Annotated in this window: 21 protein-coding genes and 1 pseudogene; 4 read left to right on the plus strand and 18 right to left on the minus strand. The window is 72.8% G+C overall.

The window, feature by feature from the left end; genetic code table 11:
* Positions 1 to 316: 316 nt before the first annotated feature.
* From J2S43_RS16590 to J2S43_RS16625, 8 genes and pseudogenes are all read right to left on the minus strand, one after another.
* Positions 317 to 2,299: a response regulator gene (locus J2S43_RS16590; protein ID WP_306830139.1), complete on the minus strand. Its 1,983-nt coding sequence runs from the start codon at positions 2,297 to 2,299 to the stop codon at positions 317 to 319.
* Positions 2,296 to 3,327 carry a chemotaxis-specific protein-glutamate methyltransferase CheB gene (gene cheB, locus J2S43_RS16595; RefSeq protein ID WP_306830141.1) on the minus strand — a complete coding sequence of 344 codons (1,032 nt, stop codon included), beginning with the start codon at positions 3,325 to 3,327 and terminating at the stop codon, positions 2,296 to 2,298. Before cheB ends, J2S43_RS16590 begins: the two co-directional genes overlap by 4 nt.
* Positions 3,324 to 5,186 (minus strand): hybrid sensor histidine kinase/response regulator, encoded by a 1,863-nt coding sequence (locus J2S43_RS16600; RefSeq protein WP_306839311.1) that lies wholly within the window; start codon positions 5,184 to 5,186, stop codon positions 3,324 to 3,326. Before J2S43_RS16600 ends, cheB begins: the two co-directional genes overlap by 4 nt.
* A 396-nt stretch (positions 5,187 to 5,582) precedes the next feature.
* Positions 5,583 to 5,840: pseudogene (locus J2S43_RS16605) on the minus strand (Hpt domain-containing protein); the annotation flags it as partial.
* Positions 5,841 to 5,925: 85 nt separating this feature from the next.
* Positions 5,926 to 7,398: a HAMP domain-containing methyl-accepting chemotaxis protein gene (locus J2S43_RS16610; RefSeq protein ID WP_306830143.1), complete on the minus strand. Its 1,473-nt coding sequence runs from the start codon at positions 7,396 to 7,398 to the stop codon at positions 5,926 to 5,928.
* A gap of 10 nt (positions 7,399 to 7,408) precedes the next feature.
* Positions 7,409 to 8,164 (minus strand): chemotaxis protein CheW, encoded by a 756-nt coding sequence (locus J2S43_RS16615; RefSeq protein ID WP_306830145.1) that lies wholly within the window; start codon positions 8,162 to 8,164, stop codon positions 7,409 to 7,411.
* Positions 8,161 to 9,555 carry a CheR family methyltransferase gene (locus J2S43_RS16620; RefSeq protein WP_306830147.1) on the minus strand — a complete coding sequence of 465 codons (1,395 nt, stop codon included), beginning with the start codon at positions 9,553 to 9,555 and terminating at the stop codon, positions 8,161 to 8,163. Before J2S43_RS16620 ends, J2S43_RS16615 begins: the two co-directional genes overlap by 4 nt.
* Positions 9,545 to 9,949 carry a chemotaxis protein CheW gene (locus J2S43_RS16625; RefSeq protein ID WP_306830149.1) on the minus strand — a complete coding sequence of 135 codons (405 nt, stop codon included), beginning with the start codon at positions 9,947 to 9,949 and terminating at the stop codon, positions 9,545 to 9,547. Before J2S43_RS16625 ends, J2S43_RS16620 begins: the two co-directional genes overlap by 11 nt.
* Positions 9,950 to 10,133: 184 nt before the next feature.
* On the opposite strand from J2S43_RS16625, the gene J2S43_RS16630 reads away from it, so the two are divergent.
* On the plus strand, positions 10,134 to 10,649 hold the full coding sequence (locus J2S43_RS16630) for a SigE family RNA polymerase sigma factor (RefSeq protein WP_306830150.1): 516 nt from the start codon (positions 10,134 to 10,136) through the stop codon (positions 10,647 to 10,649).
* Positions 10,646 to 11,395 carry a hypothetical protein gene (locus J2S43_RS16635; RefSeq protein ID WP_306830153.1) on the plus strand — a complete coding sequence of 250 codons (750 nt, stop codon included), beginning with the start codon at positions 10,646 to 10,648 and terminating at the stop codon, positions 11,393 to 11,395. Before J2S43_RS16630 ends, J2S43_RS16635 begins: the two co-directional genes overlap by 4 nt.
* 4 nt (positions 11,396 to 11,399) lie before the next feature.
* Here the strand turns inward: J2S43_RS16635 and J2S43_RS16640 are convergent, their stop codons facing one another.
* Positions 11,400 to 12,230 carry an alpha/beta fold hydrolase gene (locus tag J2S43_RS16640; protein ID WP_306830155.1) on the minus strand — a complete coding sequence of 277 codons (831 nt, stop codon included), beginning with the start codon at positions 12,228 to 12,230 and terminating at the stop codon, positions 11,400 to 11,402.
* Between the two features lie 200 nt (positions 12,231 to 12,430).
* Between J2S43_RS16640 and J2S43_RS16645 the strand changes: the two genes are divergently transcribed.
* Entirely contained in the window at positions 12,431 to 12,853 is a 423-nt protein-coding gene (locus J2S43_RS16645) for a VOC family protein (RefSeq protein ID WP_306830157.1), read from the plus strand.
* Here the strand turns inward: J2S43_RS16645 and J2S43_RS16650 are convergent.
* The 5 genes from J2S43_RS16650 to J2S43_RS16670 all read right to left on the minus strand — a co-directional run bounded on the left by J2S43_RS16650 (position 12,832) and on the right by J2S43_RS16670 (position 16,659).
* Complete coding sequence (locus J2S43_RS16650) at positions 12,832 to 13,374, minus strand: GerMN domain-containing protein (protein WP_306830159.1); 543 nt, start codon at positions 13,372 to 13,374, stop codon at positions 12,832 to 12,834. The genes J2S43_RS16645 and J2S43_RS16650 overlap by 22 nt on opposite strands.
* 12 nt (positions 13,375 to 13,386) lie before the next feature.
* Positions 13,387 to 14,739, minus strand: coding sequence for a sensor histidine kinase (locus tag J2S43_RS16655; RefSeq protein WP_306839313.1), 1,353 nt, complete (start codon positions 14,737 to 14,739; stop codon positions 13,387 to 13,389).
* Between the two features lie 5 nt (positions 14,740 to 14,744).
* Positions 14,745 to 15,425 carry a response regulator transcription factor gene (locus J2S43_RS16660; protein ID WP_306830161.1) on the minus strand — a complete coding sequence of 227 codons (681 nt, stop codon included), beginning with the start codon at positions 15,423 to 15,425 and terminating at the stop codon, positions 14,745 to 14,747.
* 303 nt (positions 15,426 to 15,728) lie between these two features.
* Positions 15,729 to 16,343 (minus strand): STAS domain-containing protein, encoded by a 615-nt coding sequence (locus J2S43_RS16665; RefSeq protein WP_306830162.1) that lies wholly within the window; start codon positions 16,341 to 16,343, stop codon positions 15,729 to 15,731.
* A gap of 16 nt (positions 16,344 to 16,359) precedes the next feature.
* Positions 16,360 to 16,659, minus strand: a complete 300-nt coding sequence (locus J2S43_RS16670; RefSeq protein ID WP_306830164.1) for an STAS domain-containing protein — start codon at positions 16,657 to 16,659, stop codon at positions 16,360 to 16,362.
* Positions 16,660 to 17,114: 455 nt separating this feature from the next.
* Here J2S43_RS16670 and J2S43_RS16675 point away from each other — a divergent pair, with 455 nt between their 5' ends.
* Positions 17,115 to 17,528, plus strand: a complete 414-nt coding sequence (locus J2S43_RS16675) for a PPOX class F420-dependent oxidoreductase (protein ID WP_306830166.1) — start codon at positions 17,115 to 17,117, stop codon at positions 17,526 to 17,528.
* 62 nt (positions 17,529 to 17,590) lie between these two features.
* Here the strand turns inward: J2S43_RS16675 and J2S43_RS16680 are convergent, their stop codons facing one another.
* From J2S43_RS16680 to J2S43_RS16695, 4 genes are read right to left on the minus strand one after another with little or no spacing between them, the layout of a single operon-like run.
* The gene (locus tag J2S43_RS16680; protein ID WP_306830167.1) at positions 17,591 to 18,868 is read right to left on the minus strand and encodes a Gfo/Idh/MocA family protein; all 1,278 of its coding nucleotides are present in this window, start codon (positions 18,866 to 18,868) and stop codon (positions 17,591 to 17,593) included.
* Positions 18,865 to 19,584, minus strand: coding sequence for a cupin domain-containing protein (locus J2S43_RS16685; protein ID WP_306830169.1), 720 nt, complete (start codon positions 19,582 to 19,584; stop codon positions 18,865 to 18,867). The genes J2S43_RS16680 and J2S43_RS16685 overlap by 4 nt, the downstream gene beginning before the upstream one ends.
* Complete coding sequence (locus J2S43_RS16690) at positions 19,581 to 20,489, minus strand: DUF6807 domain-containing protein (RefSeq protein ID WP_306830171.1); 909 nt, start codon at positions 20,487 to 20,489, stop codon at positions 19,581 to 19,583. Before J2S43_RS16690 ends, J2S43_RS16685 begins: the two co-directional genes overlap by 4 nt.
* The gene (locus tag J2S43_RS16695; protein ID WP_306830173.1) at positions 20,486 to 21,607 is read right to left on the minus strand and encodes a Gfo/Idh/MocA family protein; all 1,122 of its coding nucleotides are present in this window, start codon (positions 21,605 to 21,607) and stop codon (positions 20,486 to 20,488) included. The genes J2S43_RS16690 and J2S43_RS16695 overlap by 4 nt, the downstream gene beginning before the upstream one ends.
* Between the last annotated feature and the right edge of the window lie 18 nt (positions 21,608 to 21,625).

Genomic DNA, 21,625 nt, shown 5'->3' on the forward strand with positions numbered 1-21,625 from the left:
GCGCCGCCCGCAACCCGATTCCGCACGGTGCGAGGCAGCCCGACCTGGCGGGCGGTCGGGGCGAGGGCCGTTCCCACTCCGCCGACAGGACCGCGGCGAACCTACCCCTCCGGTTCACCAGCAGGGTCGAGCACCGGCGGAAGACGGTCACACGGCCCGGAGAGAGCGGCCAGCGCGGTGGGTTCGTCGCAACCGGCCACGGAACGTGCATTAGGGAGGAGCGCCAGCGACGACCGTTGCCCGCGGGAGCACTCGGAACTCAGCCACGCCGGAAGCGGGAAATGGGCTTGATTCTGCTTCCGTGGGCGGCACAGGGCTACGCCGGCGGCAGGGTGAAGTGGAACGACGCGCCCTCGCCGGGGTTGCCGGCGGCCCAGATGCGGCCGCCGTGGCGGTCGATGATCCGCCAGACCGTGGTCAGGCCGATGCCGGTGCCGGGGAAGTCGTCGTTGGTGTGCAGCCGGCCGAACGGGCGGAACAGCTGGTCGGCCTTGTCCGCGGGGAAGCCGGCACCGTTGTCGCGGACGTGGAAGACGCCGTCCTCGCAGCCGATCTCGATCCGCGCGCCCGGCGTGCGCCCGGTGAACTTCCAGGCGTTGCCGAACAGGTTGACCAGCACCACCCGGACCAGTTCCACGTCGCCGGACGCGGTCATGCCCGGCGTGACGACCGTGGTGACGGAGCGGTCCGGGAAGCGCTGCCGGAAGTCGTCGACGACCTCGGTCGCGATCGCGGTGACGTCCACGGTGTCCCGGCTGATGTCGCCGCGGCTGGCGCGGGCGAGCAGCAGCAGCGACTCGATCAGCGCGGCCATCCGCCAGGCCGCGCCGTGGACGCGGGTGAGGTCCTCGCGGACGTGGGCCGTGGTGTCCGGGTCGTCGAGGAGCTGTTCGGTGAAGCCGAGGATGGTCTGCAGCGGCGCGCGGAGGTCGTGCGAGACGCTGCCGCTGAACGCCTCCAGTTCCCGGTTGCGCCACTCCAGCTCGTCGACCATCCGGGCGCGGGCCTCGGCCGTGTCCCGGGCCGCGCGCTCCTCGGCCGCGACGATCTCGCGGGTGAGCAGCTCCTCGCGGATCCGGCGGGACTCGTCCTGGAGGTGTTTGCGGCGCAGGTGGGCGCGGACGTGCGCGCGCAGCGTGCCGGGCCCGTCGACGGTGCGGACGTAGTCGTCCGCGCCGGACGACAGCGAGCTGAGCATGAGGTCACCGTCCTCCACGCCCACCATGATCAGCGGGATGTCGCGGAGGCCGGGCACGTCCTTGATCCGTTCGCAGGCCTGCCGGGCCTCCGCTATCGCCTGCTCCGACGCCTGGATGCCGAACGCGGGTACGGCGCCGAGCACCACGCAGTCCGCGGGCTGGACGGCGAGCACGGCCATCGCGTCGTCGGCGTGCCGGGCGAGGACCACCTCGTAGCCGTCCTCGCGCAGCGCGACCTGGGCCTGTGCGAGGTAACCCGGGTCGGCGCCGATCATGAGGACCTTCTTCGGGCCGTGCATGCCGCGCGGCTCGTCGATCGGCAGCGCGGCCGCGGTCTGCCGGAGCACGGCCGCGAGCTTGGCCAGCAGCACCGCGAAGTCTTCCTGCTTGCGCACGAACGCGTCCGCGCCCGCGTCCAGGATCTGCAGCTCGGTGGCGTAGTCGTCGGACGCGGTGAGCAGTAGGCAGGGCAGGTTGCGCAGCGCCGCGTCCAGCCGGATGCGGCGGATGACGGTGGCGCCGTCGATGCCGGGCAGCATGCCGTCGACGATGACCGCGCTGGGCCGGCGGTCCGCGGCGACGCGCAGGCCCTCCTCCCCTGTTCCGGCGGTCAGCACGGCGTACCCGGCCTCCTCCAGCGCGTCCGTGACGACCCCGCGGAAGGTGGGGCTGTCGTCGATGACGAGCACGGTCCGCGCGTGCGAGGCCGGGGATCCACGGGCGCGCAGCAGTTCCCGGCTGCGCGCGACCACGAAGTGGCCGTCGTAGGGCTTGCCGACGTACTCGTCCGCGCCGGTGGCGAGCCCGCGGACCCGGTCCTTGACCTCGGCCTCGCTGGACAGCAGGATGCGCACCGCGCCGGCCTGCAGCGGGACCTCGCCGGCGTCGCGCAGCAGGTCGACGCCGTCCGCGTCGGGCAGCAGCACGTCCAGGATGATCACGTCGAAGCGCTCGCGGTGGAAGGCAGCGCGCGCCTCGGCACCGGTCGCGGCCAGCACGGTGCGGAACCCGGCCTCCTCGAAGACCTCGTTGAGGTCCATCCGCACGGTGAGGCTGTCGTCGACGATCAGCACGGCGTCGGTCAGAACGGAGTCGGTCATGCCAGCGCCGCCAGCCGCTCGGCGATCGCGGGCAGCGGCAGCGACTCGGAGGCGGCGCCGAGCAGCACGGCCTCGCGCGGCATGCCGTAGACGACGCTGGTCGCCTCGTCCTGCGCGTACGTGCGGGATCCGGCGCGACGCATCGCCAGCAGCCCGGCGGCGCCGTCCCGGCCCATGCCGGTGAGCAGCACGCCGGCGGCGGACGGGCCGTACGCGTCCGCGACGCTCTCGAACAGCGTGTCGACGCTCGGCCGGCAGGAGTGGCGTTCCGGGCCGTTGCTGAGCAGCAGCATGCCGCCGCGGACGAGCAGGTGCCGGTCGGGCGGCGCGACGATCACCCGGCCCGCGCCGTCCGCGACCGGGACGCCGCCGGTGGCGTACGCGACCGGCCGGTGCACCTGACCCGCCAGCCAGTCGGTGAACGCGGTCGCGAAGACCTCGTTCGCGGAGAGGTGCTGGACGTAGAGGATCGGCAGCGGGAAACTCGCGGGCAGCCGGCTGAGAATCCGCGTGATCGCACCGGGCCCGCCGGTGGACGCGCCGATCACGACCAGCTGCGTCCCCCGTGGACGGTGCGCCGGTGCGGCGGCCGGAAAGGGTCCGGGGGAGGGCGGGGCGACCCGGCGGCGGGTGACCACCTTGATCCGGGAGACCACCCTGACCGCGGTACGCAGCCGCGCGCCCCACGTCGCGTCGGAGGCGTCGCCGCGGGGCTTCTCCAGCACGTCGACCGCACCGGCCGCGAGCACGTCGTAGGTGCCGAGCGCCTCCCGGCGCGCCGTGGACGAGACCACCAGGATCGGCGTCGGGCAGCTCTGCATGATCTGCTCGGTGGCCTCCAGCCCGCTCATCACCGGCAGCATCACGTCCATGGTTATCACGTCGGGGCGCAGCAGTCGGCACTGTTCCACCGCCTCCGCGCCGGTCACCGCCTCGCCGACGATCTGCACGCCGGGGTCGATGGTCAGCGCCTCGCGCAGCGCCGCGCGCACGGTCAGCGAGTCCTCCACCACCAGCACCCGGATCATGCGGCGCCCACCAGGCCCTTGATGTAGTCGAGCAGCTGCTCCTGGTCGAACTCGCTCTTCACCACGTACGCGCTGGCGCCGACGTCGGAGCCGCGCCGCCGGTCCTCCGCCGACGACCGCGAGGTGACCAGGATCGCCGGAGTCTCGCGCAGCACCGGGTCGGCGCGGGTCTGCTCGACGAAGGTGAACCCGTCGATGCCGGGCATGTCCACGTCGACCAGGAACAGCGCGTAGGAGCGGTATCGCGCGCGCTCGAGGCCCTCCTCGCCGGAGGCCGCGAGATCCACCTGGTAACCGGCCGACTCCAGGATGGACTGCTCCAGCATGCGGGTGGTCAGCGAGTCGTCGACGACCAGGATCGGCCGGCGCTCCTTCGTCGTATCCTCGGCGGAAATCAGCGCGGCCGGGTCGCCGGTCCGCGCCACGGTCACGCGCCCGCCGGCGGCGACCAGCCCATGCGGATCGAGCACCAGGCGCGGGTTGCCCTCCGCGTCCATCGACAGTCCGCTGATCACCGGCCCGGCCGGTGCCAGCTCGGGCAGCGGGCGCACGATCAGCACGGACGTGCCGAGCAGCCGGTCCACGCAGATCGCGACGATGTCCGGGCCGGCCTTGACCACCACGGCGACGGCCGCGGCCTTCACCGCCGGTGCCGGCCCGCCGAGCGCGCGGGCCAGCGGCAGGAACGGGATGACCCGGCCGTCGTGCGTGATCACCTCGGCCGAGGCCGCGGCGGCCACCTCCTCGCCGGTCATCCGCAGGCAGGTCTCCACCGCGTCCAGCGGCACCGACGCCAGCGAGCCGCCCGCCTCCACGATCAGGCCGTGCAGCGACACCAGCGACAGCGGCACCACCAGCTCCAGGCGGGTGCCGGCGCCGGGCGTGGTGTCGATGCTGACGTCGCCGCCGAGCTGCTCGGCCATGTCCCGGACCGCGTCCAGGCCGATGCCGCGCCCGGAGACGGCGGTGACGGACGCGGCGGTGCTGATCCCGCCGCGCATCAGCATCGCCATCAGCGCGCGCGAGTCGGCCGGCTCGCCCGGGGACAGCAGCCCTTGCGCCTCCGCGGTGCGGCGGACCGCCGCCAGGTCGAAGCCGCGCCCGTCGTCGCGGCACTCGAACGCCGCGAACTTGCCGCGGTGCGTGACGGTCACGGTCACGTGCCCGTCCGCGGGCTTGCCGGCCGCGAGCCGCTCCTCCGCCGGCTCGATGCCGTGCGCGACCGCGTTGCGGACCACGTGCTGCAGCGCTCCCGAGGTCTGGCTCAGCACGTGCGGGTCGAGGCGGAGCTCGCCGCCGCAGCCCTCGAACACCACGCGTCTGTTGTGGACGGTGGAGGCGTCGTGCACGGCCCGGTGCAGCGTGGTGAGCACGGACGCGACCGGCACCAGGCGCAGGCGTTCGGCCCGGCCGCGCACGTCGTCCAGCTCGCGTTCGACCTGTTCGACGGTCTCGGTCAGCTGCCGGCCGAGGACGCCCAGCTCAGCGGCCAGCCGGGACGCCATCGCACCGGCCTGGTCGCTGTGGCGCGGCTCGCCGCCGCCCTGGCCGAGGCCGGTCACCGGGTCGATGTGCGTGACCGCGCCGGTCCGGCCCACGCGCAGCTGGTCGGCGAGCGCGGCGGCGGCCCGGTGCGCGCGTTGCACGATGCCGAGCTGCCGGCGGATCGGGCCGAAGCGGGCGTGCGCCTCGTCGACGGCCTCGAGCAGCTCGTCCACATCGGACGTCTCACTGCGCACCGGCTGCGCCGGAGCCGACATTCCAGAGCCGTCCGGGGGTACGGGGAGACTCGCCGCGGGCGCCGGGTCCTCGTCCGTGCGCCAGGACTCCGGCGTCGCGGCGTGGGCCGGGTGCGGCACGCCGGCAGGCGACGGCGCTGCCGTCGGCGCCGCCGCATGTGCCGCCGATGCCGGCCCCGAAGCGGTCACGGCCGCTATGGCCGCCGCCGGTGTGGCCGGAGCCGGCACTCCCGCTGATACCGGCGGACCCGCTGATACCGGCGGACCCGCTGATACCGGCGGACCCGCTGATACCGGCGGACCCGCTGATACCGGCGGACCCACCGATGCCGCCGATCCTGCTGATACCGGTGGCCCCGCTGATGCCGGCGGCCCCGCTGATGCCGGCGGACCCGCTGATGCCGGCGGACCCACTGATGCCGGCGGACCCACTGATGCCGGCGGTGCCTCCGATGCTGTCTGACCGCTCAGTCCGTCGACCCGGGCGGTCATCGAGTCCGACAGCGCGAGCAGTTGCGAGATCTCGCCGGGCGGCACCGGCGTCGTACCGTCGCGGTAGGGCATCAGGATCTCTTCGAGCGCGTGCGCGTCGTTCGCGATCTCCGGCTGCCGCACCACCCGTGCCGCGCCCTTGAGCGTGTGCGCGGCCCGCAGCAGCCGCGCCACCGCCTCCGCGCCACCGGCCTGCGTCAGGTCGAGCACGCCCTGGCTGAGCGCGTCGGTCAGTTCCCGGGCCTCGACCCGGAAGTACCGCAGCGGGTCCTTGGAGCTCACCGCCCCGACCCGCTCACCGGGCGTTCCATGTGGCCGGACGGCATGGCGGCGGCCGACGGCCCGGGCGCGCCATGCCGGAGACGGCTCACTTCTCGGCCCCAGCCGTCACCATCTTCAGCAGCGACCCGGACAGAGTGCTCAGGTGCGCCGCGGTCTGCCGGGTCTGGGACGCGCTCGTCTCCGTCTCCCGGGTGACCCGTGCGGTGTCCGCGACCGCCGCGTTGACCTGCTCCACCGCGGTCGTCTGCTGCTTCGTGGACAGCTCGATCTCGCGGGCCGACTCCGTGGTGTTGCCGACCAGCGACACGATCTGCTGGAACGACGCGGTCACCTCGCCGAACTGCCGGGTGCCCGCGTCCACCGCCTTCGCGCCGGTCTCGGTCGCCATGACCGTGGTGTTCACGGCGCCGCGCACGTCGTCGATCAGCGCGCGGATCTCCTTCGCCGACGCCGCGGTCCGGTCGGCCAGCTTGCGGATCTCGTCCGCGACGACCGCGAACCGCCGTCCCCACTCCCCCGCGCCGGACGCCTCGATGGTCGCGTTGATGGCCAGGATGTTGGTCTGCTCGGCGAGCTCCGACACCAGGTCGACGACGCCGCCGATCTGCTGCGAGCGCTGGCCCAGCTCCAGCATGTGCTGCACGATCAGGTCCACCTGCTGCCGGATCGCCGTGATCGACGACCGGGCCTGCTCGATCGTGGAGTCGCCGGACGCGGCCGCGTTCGCGGTGTCCTCGGCGATCTTCGAGACCCGCTGCGCGCCCTCGGAGATCTGCCGCGACGTGATCAGCAGCTCCTCGATCGTGGTGGTGATCTCGTTCATCGCGGTCGCCTGGTCCCGGCTGCCGGACGCCTGCTGCGCGGCCGCGGCCTCCAGCTGCGCGGACGAGCTCTGGATGTGCCCGACCGCGCCGGCCACCTGCCGCTTCAGCGCGCGGTTGAGGACCATCGCGGTGACCACGCCGAAGACCATGGCGGCGAGCGCGATCACGATGACCACGAGCACCGCGGCATCGGCCTGGTCGGTAGCGTCCTTCTGGCGGTCCGCCAGGTCGGTGCGCAGCATCTCGGTGAGCGTGAAGATCTCCGTGTCGAGCTGCTCGCGCTTGGGCGCCACGGTCTCCTCCCAGGCCGCGGTCACCCGCTCGATGGGCGTGCCGGACTCGCGGGCGTCCATGACCGCCTCCAGCACGGTCTGGTGGTCCTGTTCGGCCGCGGCCACCGCGGTCAGCAGCGACCGTTCTTGCTCGGTGCTGGTGTTGGCGCGCAGTTCCGCCACGCCGGCCGTGAACTGCGCGCGGGCCTCGTCGAGCTGGGTCAGGAAGCGCTTGTCGTTCGCGAGCAGGTAGCCGCGGGACGCGCTGGCCTTGGCCTCGGCGGCCGCCCGCAGCGACTGCGCCTCGACCAGGCCGGTGACCCCGCTCGAGATCACGTTGTCCTTCTCGGTGACCACGGACTGCAGCGCTCCGATGCCGACCAGGCCGGTGAGCAGTGTCAGCACGATCGTGACCGCGAACCCGGCGCCGAGCTTCTGGCCGAACGTCCAGTCTTTCCTCATCGGCATCTCCTCAGGTGTGCTGCGTCAGGGCTTGGATGGCGGCACGGACCGCGGCGACGTCGACGATCGGCCGGGCGCCCTCCGGCCGTTGCACGATGCCGCGCAGGCAGCCGCGCGGGCCGTGCCCGACCTGCTCCTCGATGATCTCGCCGGCGGGGATGCGCAGGTGGCCGTCGAGCTCCTCGAACGCGAGCGCGACCGCGGGGTCGCCCGCGGCCAGCACCAGCCAGCGCGACTCCGGTCGCGGTGGCTGGCCGAGCACGGCGGCGAGGCTGTAGACAGGCACGATCGAGCCGCGGAACCCGGCGACGCCGAGCAGCGCGGAGATCGGGCCGGGCAGCGGGGTGACCCGCCGGTTCGGGAAGAGGCCGGCGGACTGGGACAGCCGCAGCGCGTACCGGCGGCCGGCGACCGAGACGGCGAGCAGGTCGTGGAACTGGACGACCTGCTCCCGGGGCGGGTCCGCGAACGACCGGTCGAACGAGGACCGCAGTTCGCCGAGTCGCTCCCACATCTCCCGCGCGGCCGCGCTCTCCGCCACGGAGGTTCCGATGCCGCCGATCGCACGGGCACTGCCGATTTCGCGGGCGCCGTCAGCGGTGTCGCCGAACGCGCCGGTGCCGTCGCCCGCGCGGGCGTCCTCGATGGTGCGGTTCCGTGCGGCCAGGTCCGTCATCTCGTCCGTGAGCGAGGCGCCCCAGTCGCCCGGTGGCGATTCCGGCGAGGTGCCCCAGGTGTCGGCCGGTGGCGTCCAGGCCCCGGTCACGACACGGCTCCGACCGCCTGGAGTTCGCTGCGGCAGAGCGCGATCAGCGACCGCCGGCCGAACCCGCCGCCGAACAGCAGGATCCGCTCGTCGGACTCGCCGCGCAGCAACGTCACGGCCCGGTCCAACTCGCGGGCCGCGGTCTGCCGGTCGCCGGCCTGCTTGGCCAGCAGGCCGAGCCGCATGCGGGGCATGGCGAAGCCGGGGTCGAGGTACGCGGCGAGCTGGTGGTTGCGGCCCGCCGCGGCCGGGGACGCGTCGCCCTCGTGGCAGACACCGATCACGTAGTGCGCGTCCGCGTTCAGGCCGTCCTCCGCGACCAGCCGCTCGCACAGGTCCGCGGCCCTGCCGGTGTCGCCGACGTGGGCGAGCAGCGCGCCGCGCAGCACCCGGACCCGGGGCAGGCGGGACTCCGGCTCGGTCATCGACTCGACGGCCGCGAGCGCCTCTTGAAAGCGTTCATCCCGAAGCAGGAGCAGCGCCTGTTCGTACCCGCGCATGGGCTGGGTCTTGATCTGTGGTGCCGGTTGCGGACGCGTGAAGGGCGCGGGTGCGGTGGCGACCGGCTGCGGCGCGGCGGTCCGCGTGGTCCGGCAGTAGTAGACCGTGCCGTGCGTGTGCCGGACCTCGAGGCCCTCCGGGCGGCTGCCGAGCGAGTCGGTGTGGCCCAGGAAGAGGTATCCGCCGGGGGCGAGCGCGCGGGTGATCCGTGCGATCGTGCCGCGCCGGACCTCGTCGGTGAGGTACATCAGCATGTTCCGGCAGAAGATCACGTCGTAGCTCTGGCTGGCCCACAGCACCGGGTCGTCGTTGACCACGTTGTGCTCGACGAACTGCACGCGGGCGCGCAGCCGCTCGTCGACCTCGACGCCGTCGTCGCGCGGATGGAACCAGCGTTGCCGGATGCTGGCCGGTGTCTCGCGCAGCGACCAGGTGCTGTAATGCCCGGTCGCCGCGCGGCGCAGCACCGCCCGGTTGATGTCCAGGCCGACGATGGAGACGTGCCAGTCCGGCGGGACGCGTTCCGCGGTCACGGCCGCGAGCGTGTAGGGCTCCTCGCCGGACGAGCAGCCCACACTCAGCAGCCGTAGCGCCCGCACCGACGCGCGCGCCCTGCGCCGGTCCGGGATCGCCACCTCGGCCAGCGCGTGGAACTGCTCGATGTTGCGGAAGAAGTACGTTTCATTGATCGTGACGGCCTCGGCGAGCGCGCGCAGCTCCGCACGTTCCGGGTCCGCGGTCAGCCGGTCGAGGTAGTCGCCCTCGCTCATCCGGTGCCGGTCCGCGCGCGTGCGCAGCACCTCGGTCAGCAGGTCGTCCCGCTTCTCGTCGAACGTCATGCCCAGCCGCTCGGCCAGCAGCGCGCGCAACCGGTTCAGGTCAGGCCGCATACGCCGCCACCATCCGGGTCACGCCGTCCGGGTCGAGGAACATCAGCGGCTCCGCGTCCAGCACGCCGACCGCCGCCACCACGCCGCCCATCGACGGTGCCTCCCGGCCGGGCTCCGGGTTCACGTCGCGCACGCCGAGCACCGGGCCGATCGCCAGTACGCCGCCGGATTTCGTGGTGATGAAACGTTCCGGCGCGGTGTCGAAGTCGCCGAGCAGCCGGCCGAGGTCGAGCACCGGCACGGCCACCCCGCGCACCACGCTCACCCCACGCACGTAGTGCGCGCTGCCCGCCAAGGACTGGATCGGCAGCGGTCGCATGAGTTCCACGATGTCGCCGAGCGGCAGCGCGCACAGCACCGTGCCCGCGCGGAAGATCAGCGACAGTCCGTACACCGATTCAGGCTAAATGCCGCTTTATCCGCGGGAAGCCGAATACCAAGCAAAGGCATCTGCCGCGGTACGGTTTGGGACCGGCTGTCCGGTTGTGCCGCGCGCCCGTGCGGAATACGGGCGGTGCGCGCCGAAAGTTGCCGGCGATCCCCGGCAACCTTTCGGGCCGCCCATCCGTATCAGCCGCGTGAGGACCTCCCCGCCGGCCCGCGGCGACGACGAATTCGTGGAGTTCGCCCAGGTCGCCTGGAGACGGCTGGTGCACGCGGCGTACCTGATCGTCGGCGACCACCACCGGGCGGAGGACGCGGCGCAGACCGCGCTGGCCCGCACCTACGCGTCCTGGTCACGGGTGCGCCGCCAGGACGCGTACGCGTACACCCGGCGGGTCCTGATCAATCACATCACCGACGGCTGGCGGCGGCCGATCCGCGAGCAGCCGCACGCGGCGGTCCCGGACCGGCCCGCGCCGGCCGACGTCGCCGACGACGTCTCCCGCCGCCAGTGGCTGGTCGACGCGCTGCGCACGCTGGCGCCGCGGGAGCGCGCGGTGGTGGTGCTGCGTTACTACTTCGATCTCTCCGAGGCCGACGTGGCCGCCGAGCTGGGCATCTCGATCGGCTCGGTGAAGAGCATGGGCGCCCGCGGCCTGGCCCGGCTGCGCCTCCAGACCGACCGCGTGACCCCGGGAGCGAACGGATGAACGAGCTCGACCGACTCCGTCAGGACCTGCAGGCCGGCCCGGACGTGCCGTTCGGCCCGCCCGACCTGGACGCGGTGATGGCGACCGGGCGCCGCATCCGCCACCGGCGCGCGATCGCCGGCGCCACGGCCGGCCTGGTGCTGGTCACCGTGACCGGCGTGGTGGTCGCGTTCGGCGCGCTCGGACCCGGCCGCGGCGCACCGGTCGCCCCGGCCGCGCCACCGCCGCCCAGCGTCGCGCCGTCCAGGCTCCCCGTGCCCCCTTCGGCGACGCCGGGCGAGGATGGCGAGGACACGCTGCCGACGGGGGTGCAGGTCCCGGAGGGCGAGATCGTGTTCCGCATCCAGGCCATTCACCTCGACGAACTGCCGCAGATCCGCTTCGGGCTCGCCTGCGCGGTGCGCGACGCGTCGGGCACGATCGGGAACCTGCTCATCACGAACGAGACGCGGGGCTCGGACGTGGCGCTCGGCTTCCACGCCGTGTACGGCCCGGCCGTGGACGAGGGCGTGCCGGTGCCGCAGTTCGGCTACTACGCCGGCCCGGCCACGGAGATCACCGGCAGCACCCCGGACGGCACGACCGTGGCGGCGACCCTGGCCGAGGCCGGGATCGGCGCGGACCGGATCGTGGTGTTCTGGTTCGATCCCGCGACCACCGGCGGGGAACAGGTCACCGGCCTGCGCGCCCTCGACTCCGCCGGCCGGGAGCTGCCCGCCGGCGGCTACACCTCCGGCAACGGCTAACGAGCTAACCCAGGATCAGGTCAGCGACGCGTTCCGGCAGGCCGGGTGAGAAGAAGCCGTGGCCCATCCCGTCGATGACGGTCAGCCGCGCGCCCGGGACGGCCGCGGCCAGCGCCTCACCGTGCGCGGGCGGGAACAGCGGATCCGCGCTGCCGTGGATCACCAGCGTGGGTGCGGTGATCGTGCCGAGCGGGGCGCGGCGCGCGGCCGTCCACCGGCGGCCGGCCAGGTCATGGTTCGCGGCCGCCTCCGGATGCACGGCGCGTTCCGCCGAGCGGCGCACGTAGTCGCGCGCGGCCTCCTCGTCGAACGGCAGCCCGTCCCCGTGCAGCACCCGCTGGGTGCCGAGGGGATCCCGCTCCGGCGACGTGACGTACCGCAGGAACTGCGGGCTCGGCGCCGGCAGCTCACCGTCGAGCGGAGGCGCGCCGGCGAACGCGCGGGCCCACGCCGGCCCGGGGTCGTTGCCCATCGGCGAGGTCATGATGGCGGTCAGCGACAGCACGCGGTCCGGCCGGTGGACGGCCAGCCACTGCCCGATCGCGCCGCCGAGCGACGCGCCGGCCAGGTGGGCGGCGCCGACGCCGTGCGCGTCCAGCACCGCGAGGCAGTCGAGGGCCAGATCGTCGATGCTGTACGGGTGCGCGGCGAAGTCCCGGCACTCGGAGAGCCCGGTGTCCCGGTGGTCGAACAGGATCACCCGGCGCCCGCCCTCGACCAGCCGGTCCACCAGCGGTTCCGGCCAGCCGACGGACTGCGCCGCCGTACCCATGATGAGCAACGTCGGAGCGCCCGCACCGCGCTCGGCACTCCACAGTCGAATGTCGGTCTGCATGACCGCAGACGCTAACGCGCCCCTGAGCTGCGCAGATCCACCACCGCCCGACGGCACACATAGACGGCATGAGATAATTGGGTGTCGGCGTGCCGCGTTGACACCCGGTCCCGGCTCGGCTGTCCTGGTCACGATTCCACCGAAGACGCGATTCCCGCAGCAGTCGCGATTCCCGCAGCACCGGCCGAGGAGAGCACACCGTGAACTGGACCCTGGAAGTCGTCATCGTGCCCGTGTCCGATCTGGACCGGGCCAAGGAGTTCTACGCCGGCACGCTCGGCTTCCACGTCGATCACGACACCGACTTCGGCGTCGGGCGAATCATCCAGCTGACGCCGCCCGGCTCCGGCTGCTCGATCGTCATCGGGCGGGGTGCGGTGCCGGAGATGCCGCCCGGCTCGCTGAAGGGCCTCCAACTGGTCGTGCCGGACATCCGCGCGGCCCACGCCGAGCTACGCGCGCGCGGCCTGGAGTGCGGCGACGTCCAGGTCGTCGGCGAGAACCCGCACCCGGTCCCGGACCCGCTGGACAACGTCGGCTTCGTCTTCTTCGACGACCCGGACGGCAACTCCTGGGCCGTGCAGCAGATCTCGTCGCGCGGTCAGGTGATCAGTTCGTCGTAGTCGACGAGCGTCAGCGGCCGGTCCGACAGTGACAGGTCCGCGCGCGGCACGCTGAGCGGCTCGCCGGCGCTGGTGAACTCGACCGTGCCGATCTCCGGGCGGCTGGTCAGCGTGCAGACGATCTGGCCGAACGCGAGCACCTCGTCGCTGCGGTTGCCGTGCGCGGTCCAGTCACCGATCTCGACGACCGCGGCCGCACCGTCCAGCGTGAGCCGCGGCGTGATCAGCGTGCCGGTGAGCGCACTGGTGTAGCCGTCCGCCTGCTCCTCCGCGTTCGGGCCGCCGAACAGGTCGGCGAGTTGCTCGGCGGCGTTGCGGGCGGTCGGCAGCCGCCGCTGGATGCGCGCGATCCGGTCGTCCTTGACCAGGCAGAGGCGTTCGACGGCGGAGCCGCCGCCGGGCGCGGTGGCGGTGCCGAACCGGTACGGCCGCGGGTTGTCCGGCTCGCGCGGCGCGTCGTCCAGCGGGATGCCGCACCCGGCGAGCAGCAACGGCAGCAGCAACGGAAGGACGCGTCTCACAGGCACTGCCTTTCACAAGCAGTCTGGCAGGTCGATGCGGAAGCGCGCGCCGCCGCCGGGACGGTCCAGCACCTCGGCGGTGCCGTCGTGCGCCGCCGCGTGCTGGGCGACGAGCGCGAGGCCGAGGCCGGTGCCGCCGCCGTCCGCGCGCGACGAGCTCTGCGACCGGCCACGGACGAACCGGCTCCAGATCAGCGGCTTGTCCTCCGGGCTGACGCCGGGGCCCTCGTCGTCGACCTCGATCCGGCAGCGTTCCGCGTCCGCGGTGAGCCGGACCTCGGTGGCGCCGCCACCGTAACCGGCCGCGTTGTCGAGCAGGTTGTCGAAGAGCTGGCGGATCCGGCGCCGGTCGACGGACCAGGCCACCGGGCCGCCGACCACGGTGACGATGCCGGGGTCGAGGCCATGGTCGCGGCAGGTCTGCCGGGCCAGTTCCGCCACGTCGACCTCCTGCCGGTCCGCGGGCTGGTCGGTGCGGGCGAGTTCGAGCAGGTCGTTGACGAGTCGCTGGAACCGGTCGACCTCGTCGACGATCAGGCCGGCCGCGAGCGCGGTGCGTTCGTCGAGCGTGTCCCGGCGCCGGTCGAGCACGCTGGCCGCGGCCGCGAGCGTCTGCAGCGGGGAGCGCAACTCGTGGCTGACGTCCGCGGCGAACCGGCGGTCGCGTTCCATCCGCGCGGAGAGCTGGTCGACCATGTGGTTGAACGAGGTGGTGAGCCGGGCCAGGTCGGGCTCGGTGGCCGGGTCGAGGCGGGCCATCTGCCGGCCGGCGGTGATCTCCTTCGCCGCGTTCGCGACGCTGGTGAGCGGGCGCAGCACGTAGCGGGTGGCGTTCCAGCCGACGAGCGCGCCCGCACCGGCGGTGCCGAGCGCGACCAGCGTCAGGACCAGCGCGAGCACCCGCAGTGTGTGGTCGAGTTCGGCCATCGAGTCGATCTCGTAGAAGACCGCGCCGTCGGCCAGGGGCACGGCCACGACCAGCGCGGGGGTGCCGCCGGCGTCGACCATCTGCACGCCGACCCGGCCGGTGGCAGCGTGCTCCTGCAGTCGGGTGGGGATCGCGTCGGTGAGCCCGACGTCGGCGCTGCGGGCGTGCCACTCGTCGAGGTGCAGCACCGCCTGGCGGCTGTCGCCGGTGTCGAGGGAGCGCAGCACCGTACCGATGTCGGGGGTGGGATTGTTGTTGATGCCCGCCTCCACGATCGCGGCGTCGTAGTAGGCCGCGCGCACCGCCGCGTTCTCCCGTTCCGCGATCAGCGACTGGCGCACCAGCTGGTACGAGATCGACGCCATCGCCAGCGACAGCACGAGCGCGCCCGCCGCGAACCCGGTGGTGACCCGTGCCCGCAACCCGGCCCGCCCGATCACGTTCATGACACGAGCAGCTTGTATCCGAGGCCACGCACGGTGACCAGATGGCGCGGCGCCCCCGAGTCTTTCTCGATCTTGGCGCGCAACCGGCCGATGTGCACGTCGACCAGCCGCTCGTCGCCGCCGTCGTAACCCCAGACGCGCTGCAGCAGCTGTTGCCGGGACAGCACCCGGCCCGCGTGCTCGGCCAGCTCGCAGAGCAGCTGGAACTCGGTGCGCGTCACGGCCACGGTCTCGCCGCCGACCCGCACCTCCCCCGCCTCCGGCAGAATCTGAAGATCACCGAACGACAGCACGGGTACGGGATCCACCGCGACCGGCCGGGCCCGCCGCCGCAGCGCGCGCAGCCGCGCGGACAGCTCCTTGATCGCGACCGGCTTCACCACGTAGTCGTCCGCGCCCGCCTCCAGCGCGGCCACGATGTCGTGCGTGTCGTCGCGCGCGCTGACCACCACGATCGGCACGTCGTCGACGCGCCGCAGCTGGCGGATGCACTCGAAACCGTCGATCCCCGGGAGCATCAGGTCGACCAGGACCGTGTCGGCGGCCTGGGCGCGCTGCGCGGCGAGGCCCTCCTCCGCGGTCGCGGCGCCGCGAGCCGTGTAACCCTCGTCCTCCAGCGCCATCACCAGCGACAACCGGATCCGGTCGTCGTCCTCGATCACCAGCACGCCCGGCATGCTTCCCATCATGCCCGGGCCCCAGCAGGGCCGCCCGGGAGACACCCGCGCACGGGACCTGAACCAGGACTCCCGCACGCGGGTGCGGCCGGCCCACCGGTGACACGACTCCCGTCTGGGGGGAGGAGTCGAGCCGTGACACCGGCGGAATGATCATCTTTTGGGGAGTTCATGGCAACGGCTTCCCGGACGTGTGACGGTTTCATGACGACCGCTGTGCCTTCACGATGATCGTTGTGCCTTCTCGGCGATCGCCGCGCCCTCACGGCGACCACCGCACCCCTCACGGCGACCACTGCGCTTTCACGACGATCGCTGCGCGGGCAGCGGCGGGTGCGCGGCCAGCCAGGTCAGCGCGGACGGCAGGTCGGCGAAGACCGGCAGCGCGTCGTCCAGGCGCATGGTGTGCAGCACGGTCAGCACGAACCGGCTGGGCGCGGCGAGACACAGGTGACCGCCGCGCTTGCGGGCCCGCATGTGCCCGCGCACCAGCACGCTCAGCCCGATCGGGTCGACCAGCTCGACCGCGGACAGGTCGAGCACGACGTTGCGGTGCAGCGCCGCCGCCCTGCCGAGCGCGGCCTGCATCGTCGACACCAGCAGCCGATCGATGTCGCCGGTGACCTCGACGATCGCGGCGTGCGGGTCGTGCCGCAGCGCGACGTCGCGCGGAATGTGCTTGCGAACCGGCCAGGTCGCGGCCGCGGCCGCGCTCGGCTCGCGCAGCTGCCCGACCACACACCCGGGACAGGTGTGCTGGCCGGTGGCGAACGGCGAGCCGGCCCAGCCCTGGTCGGTGAGCAGCGGCCAGACCACCTCGAGGTCGCGCAGGTGATCGGCGCGGCACCTGAGCACGACTCCGCAGCGGTCGCAGATCAAGTCGATCATGTTGGCCACCTGCCCGGGCACCGCGGTCATGACACACCACCCATCGTCAGCCGACGTCGATCTGGAGCACCTTCGTCGCGTGTGCGATCTCCAGCAGGCGCAGCACTCGCGCCGTGGGCCGGCGCAGCGCCAGCCGCCCCTCGCCGCCCCAGAGGCGTCGGTGCGTGCTGAGCAGCAGTTCGATTCCCGCGGCGTCGATCGTCGGGCACTCGGTGAGATCCAGGACGAGCCGCGCCGGACGCCGGGCGAGAGCCTGGTCCAACAGTAGCCGCACCGCGGGGAGGCGGTGGCGCACCAACTCGTGCGTGATCGCCAGCTCGATCAGGGCGGCCTGTCCCACCTGCATCCCGGCCTCCCGGTCGCCACGACTCCACTTCGATCAGGCTGCCGGGGACTTTTGACGGACCCCCGGCCAACATGTGTCAGTTCCGTGACGATCCCACGCGTGGATCCACCACCGTACGACATCCAGAATTCGCTGTTCCCGCTTCCGGCGGCGAATCGGCGTTCACTCCGTTCTGCTGGGCCTTCGGCGTCAGGGTGAGCGGCACTCCGCGGCAGCGACCCCTATGGCGTGAATTTCGGGCGCGCAGCGCCCGGACGGCCGGCGCCGATCGATCCTCGACTCTGAAAGCTCAGCAGGGGCGTGCTCCCGCGGGCAACGGCCGGCGCATGGGCAGAGCGCTCACTCCGCGCAGGGGTGGGCGGCTGGGCTCCTCCATGTTCCGGTGTGGTCACCACGACCCTTCCGCGTGCGCGGATATGGTGCGCGTGCAACTAGTCTGTGGCAGGATCGGCCGCATGAGTACAGTTCCCGAGAGTCACGCCGACCTGCTGGAGCGCCCGGTCTTCGCGCACATGGCCACGATCCGGCCGGACGGCTCGCCGCAGTCGAGCGTCATGTGGTTCGCCTGGGACGGCGAGGTCCTCCGGATGACCCACAAGAAGACCCGGCAGAAGTTCCGCAACGTGACGAAGGAACCGCGGATCGCTCTGTCCATCGCCGACCCCGACGACCCGTACCGGTTCCTCGAGGTCCGCGGCATCGTCGAGAAGGTCGAGGACGACGACGCCGAGGCCTCGTTCTACGCCTCCCTGCAGCACCGGTACGACAACGTCTACCCGATCCCGGACGCCCCCGAGCGCATCATCATGACGATCCGTCCCACGTCGTTCCTCGCGGTCGTCAACGGCTCCGTCGTCGCCCGCGGCTGACCCGGCGGGCGACCGCGATCCCGGCGCCGGCGATGAGCAGAAGTTGTACGCCGTTCGCGCGCTCAGGCTAGGCGAGTCCCCTCGTCCGTGAGGGTCACCGGCGCGCCGGACGCGGCCGACTTGTTCGCGGCGACGCCGGTGAGCACGCTGCGGATGCCGTCGCGGTAGCCGGCCTGCCGCGCGAGCGGGTCGCCGGACGGTCCGCGGAACACGTCGTCGAGCAGTAGCCTGTCGCCGCCGCCGTGGCCGCCCTCGCCGCGGATGATCGGCACCTCCTCCGGCTTGCCCCACTGCTCCTGCACGGTGAGCCGCTCCCAGGAGGAGTCGGTCGAGTGCAGGCCGGCGCTCGGGTCGATGGCCGCGTTCACCGGCGTCCAGGCGCGCTCGCCGACCTCCAACTCGATCCGGCCGCGGGTGCCGGTGAACGCGACCCGGTACCCCTCGAACGGGCTGTACGCGGTGAGCGAGTAGGTGACCAGCGCACGGTTGGCGTACCGGATGAGCACGGACATGGTGTCGTCGATGGTCACGCCGGGCGCGAACACGTCCTGGTCGCGGACGTAGCCGTCCTCGTGCTCCGCGTCCAGGTAGAGCGCCTTGAGCCGCGGGTCGGCGGAGGCGTCCAGCAGGAACGGGTCGGTGCCGAGCCCGGGCGCGCCCTTGGCCCGCGCCGGCCTGTCCGCCCCGCCGCCCGCACCGGACGAGCCGTAGAAGCGCAGCGCGGTCTGCGCGAAGACCAGCTCGGGATTGCTGGCCAGCCACCAGTTGATCAGGTCGAAGTGGTGCGTGGACTTGTGCACCAGCAGGCCGCCGGAGCTTCCGCGGTCGCGGTGCCAGCGGCGGAAGTAGTCGGCGCCGTGCGCGGTGTCCAGCGCCCACTCGAAGTGCACGGCCGTGATGTCACCGATCCGGCCGGACGCGATCAGCTCACGCACGGCGGAGTTCCGCGGCGAGTAGCGGTAGTTGAACGTGACGATCAGGTTCCCGCTGGAGCGTTCGGCCGCGTCCGCGATGCGCGCGCAGCCCTCCTCGTCGACGGTCAGCGGCTTCTCGCACACCACGTCCAGCCCGGCGTCGAGCGCGGCGACCACGTAGTCCGCGTGGGTGGCGTCCACACTCGTCACGACGAGCACATCGGACAGGCCCAGAACCTCGTGCAGACCCTCAGGCCCATACGTGGGTACGGGTGAGGGGAGCCGCCCGTTGTGGTAGTCCATCCGGGTCTTGTTCGTGTCGAGGAACGCGACGATCGTGCCGGTGTCGCTCCAGTCGCCGAGCAGCGCGTCCACGTACATCTGGGCGCGGTGCCCGAGTCCGGCGATGGCGTAGCGGCGGGTCATTGCGAGCCTCCGGGGGTGTCGGGATTGCGAACGTCGTGGGTGCCGAGCCGGCCGCACATGCCCCAGCCGTCGGTCTCGCTGCGCGGCGCGCCCAGCACGCCGCCCTCGCGGAGGTGCGAGCCGTCACCGGCGTCGAGGTTGTTCAACATCTCGGCGGTCCGTGCGGTCTGCGCCGCGACCGTGGCCTGCCAGATCTCGCGCCACTGCGGGATCCGGCCGCGCACCAGCCGTGCCGCGGCGTCGTAGAACGCGTGCAGCGGCGCGAGGTCGCCCCTGATCGCCGCGTCCCTGAGCCGCAGGAACTCCCCGACCGCGAGGTCCCGGCGGCGCGCCACGGCGTCGTCGTCCTTCGCCGGAAGCACCGCGGCCGCGGCGTAGGACTCGGGCGTGGCGAGGACGTCCGGCGGGAACGTCATGACCGCGTCGCCGGCCTCGGGCAGCCCGGCGTTGGACATGACGACCAGCACCCGGAGGTCGCCGTGGTTGACCGCGCGGTGGATGACGCCGGGCGTGAACCAGATCAGCGAGCCGTGTTCGAGTGGGATCTCGCGAAAGCCCGACGCGTCGAGCGTCTGCAGCGCGCCGGTGCCGCCGGTGACCACGTACGCCTCGGTGGACGCGGTGTGCAGGTGCGGGGTGCCGCCGGCCAGCCCGTCCACGCACCGCCCTGTGTAGACGGTCAGCCGGCTGATCGAGGTGCCACCGGGGAAGGTCATGACGCCAACACGTTCCGGCCCCGGTCGGCCAGCTCGTGCGTACCCTCGTCGCCGTGGTCGCCGGTGGCGATGACCACCGCGTAGCGGAACGTGAGCGTGCCGCCGGCCTCGAACGGCAGTTCCTCGCTGAAGAACGGCGCCGGGCAGAGGCAGGCGAACTCCGCGCTGCGGGTGAACCACTGCGGCGGGTGCTGCGGGTTGCGCCGGTCGTCGACCATCACGATGGTGGAGGCGCGGCCGGTCTCGTCGTGCTTGCCTCGGTAGGCGAACCACTCCGCGCGGGTGCCGCGCAGGTTGTCCGCGCCGACGCCGTCCGGGGACTGCGCGGTGCCGTTGGTGAAGCTGCGCGGGCCGCGCCAGAACAGCCCGCCGTACCCCGCGTTCTCCCGGCCCTTGGTGGTCGGCGATCCGATGTGCAGCGTCGCGCCGGAGACGTTCGTCATCCGGGTCTCGAAGCGCAGCGCCCAGCTCGTCTCGTCGATCAGCGTGAACGTCAGCGACCGGGTCTCGTCGACGACCGGCGCGCCCTGCTGGGAGCGCCAGTCGAGCGTGTGGGTGAGCGCGGCGGTGTCGCCGTCCACGGTCAGCGACGTCATGTCCCGGTGCAGCGCGCTGCCGTTGTTCTCCTTCTGCACGTAGAACTGACCGTGCACATAGGTCGGCCCGCCCCAGAAGTTGTGCTCCCCCAGGTGCGGCAGCGACCAGGCGATGCCCTTGTGCCAGACGTGGTCGTGCGGGCGGAACAGCGAGACCAGGTCACCGGCGAGCGTGCGCAGCGGGTGCAGGTACGGCTTCGGCGACTCCAGCCGCACGGTGTCCGGCACGTAGACGTAGGTGGCGATCGGGACGTCCCCGGCCGAGACCGTGACCTCCTTGCCGAGCTTGTGATCGACGTGCAGAGTCATGCGGTGCGGACTCCTTCTGTTGAGGCCGGCTCTGTCCAGGGGGCGCCGACGCCGTTCATGCGCAGTGCGAACGGGTCGTCCGGGCCGATCTCGCCGGCGCGGACCGGCGCGCCGGTGAACGCGGACCGGTAGAGCGCGGCGACGAACTCCATGGTCCGGCGCGTGTCCGCGAGCGTGACCGGCAGCGCGGTCCCGGCGTCCAGCGCGTCAAGCACGGCCGCGAGCTGCCCGGCGTGGCTGGACTCGACGTCGTCCCAGTCCGCGTACCAGCGCTTCTTGATCTCACCGTTGCCCGGCGCGGGCGTGACCGTCCAGTGGTCGTCGGTGTATCCGTAGAGGTGGGTCAGCTCGACCGTGGCGCGCTCGAAGTCGAAGCGCAGCGCGGACGTCTGGCGCGGCGAGACCACGGAGTTGACGACGGACGCGAGCGTGCCGTCGGCGAACGTGACCAGCGCCATCGACACGTCCTCGGTGTGCACCTGGTGCCGTGCCTGCCGGCCGGCGACCGCGGTGACCTGCGCCCACGGGCCGAGGATCGACAGCAGCAGGTCGAACTGGTGGATGCCGTGGCCCATGGTCGGGCCGCCGCCCTCGGTCTCCCACTTCCCGCGCCACGGAGCGGCGAAGTAGGCGTCGTCGCGGTACCACAGCGTGTCGCAGGTGGCCAGCAGCGACCGGCCGAGGTGCCCGGCCGCGGCGAGCGCGCGCAGCCGGGCCGCGCCCGCGCCGAAGCGATGCTGGAAGACGGTGGCGACGTGCCTGCCGGTCTCCGCGGAGACGGCCGCGATGTCGTCCAGTTCGGACAGTGACAGCGTCGGCGGCTTCTCGACGAGCACGTGCGCGCCGGCCCGCAGCGCCTCGATCGCGAGCGGCGCGTGCGTGGACGGCGGCGTGCACAGGTGGACGAGGTCGACGTCGCCGGAGGCGAGCAGCTCGGTCAGGCTCGGCGCGACCGTGGGCACGTCCCACGTCGCCGCGAACGTGCGGGCCCGGTCCGCGTCGACGTCGACGACCGCGGCCAACTCCACCCGGTCCGGGTGGGCGCGCAGCGCCCGGGCGTGGGCGGTGGCGATGCCTCCGGTGCCGATGATCGCCGCGCGGTACGGGGTCTTGGTCATGCCACGCTCCTTGGGACA

Origin of the sequence: Catenuloplanes nepalensis, assembly GCF_030811575.1 — a bacterium.
Taxonomy (GTDB): domain Bacteria; phylum Actinomycetota; class Actinomycetes; order Mycobacteriales; family Micromonosporaceae; genus Catenuloplanes; species Catenuloplanes nepalensis.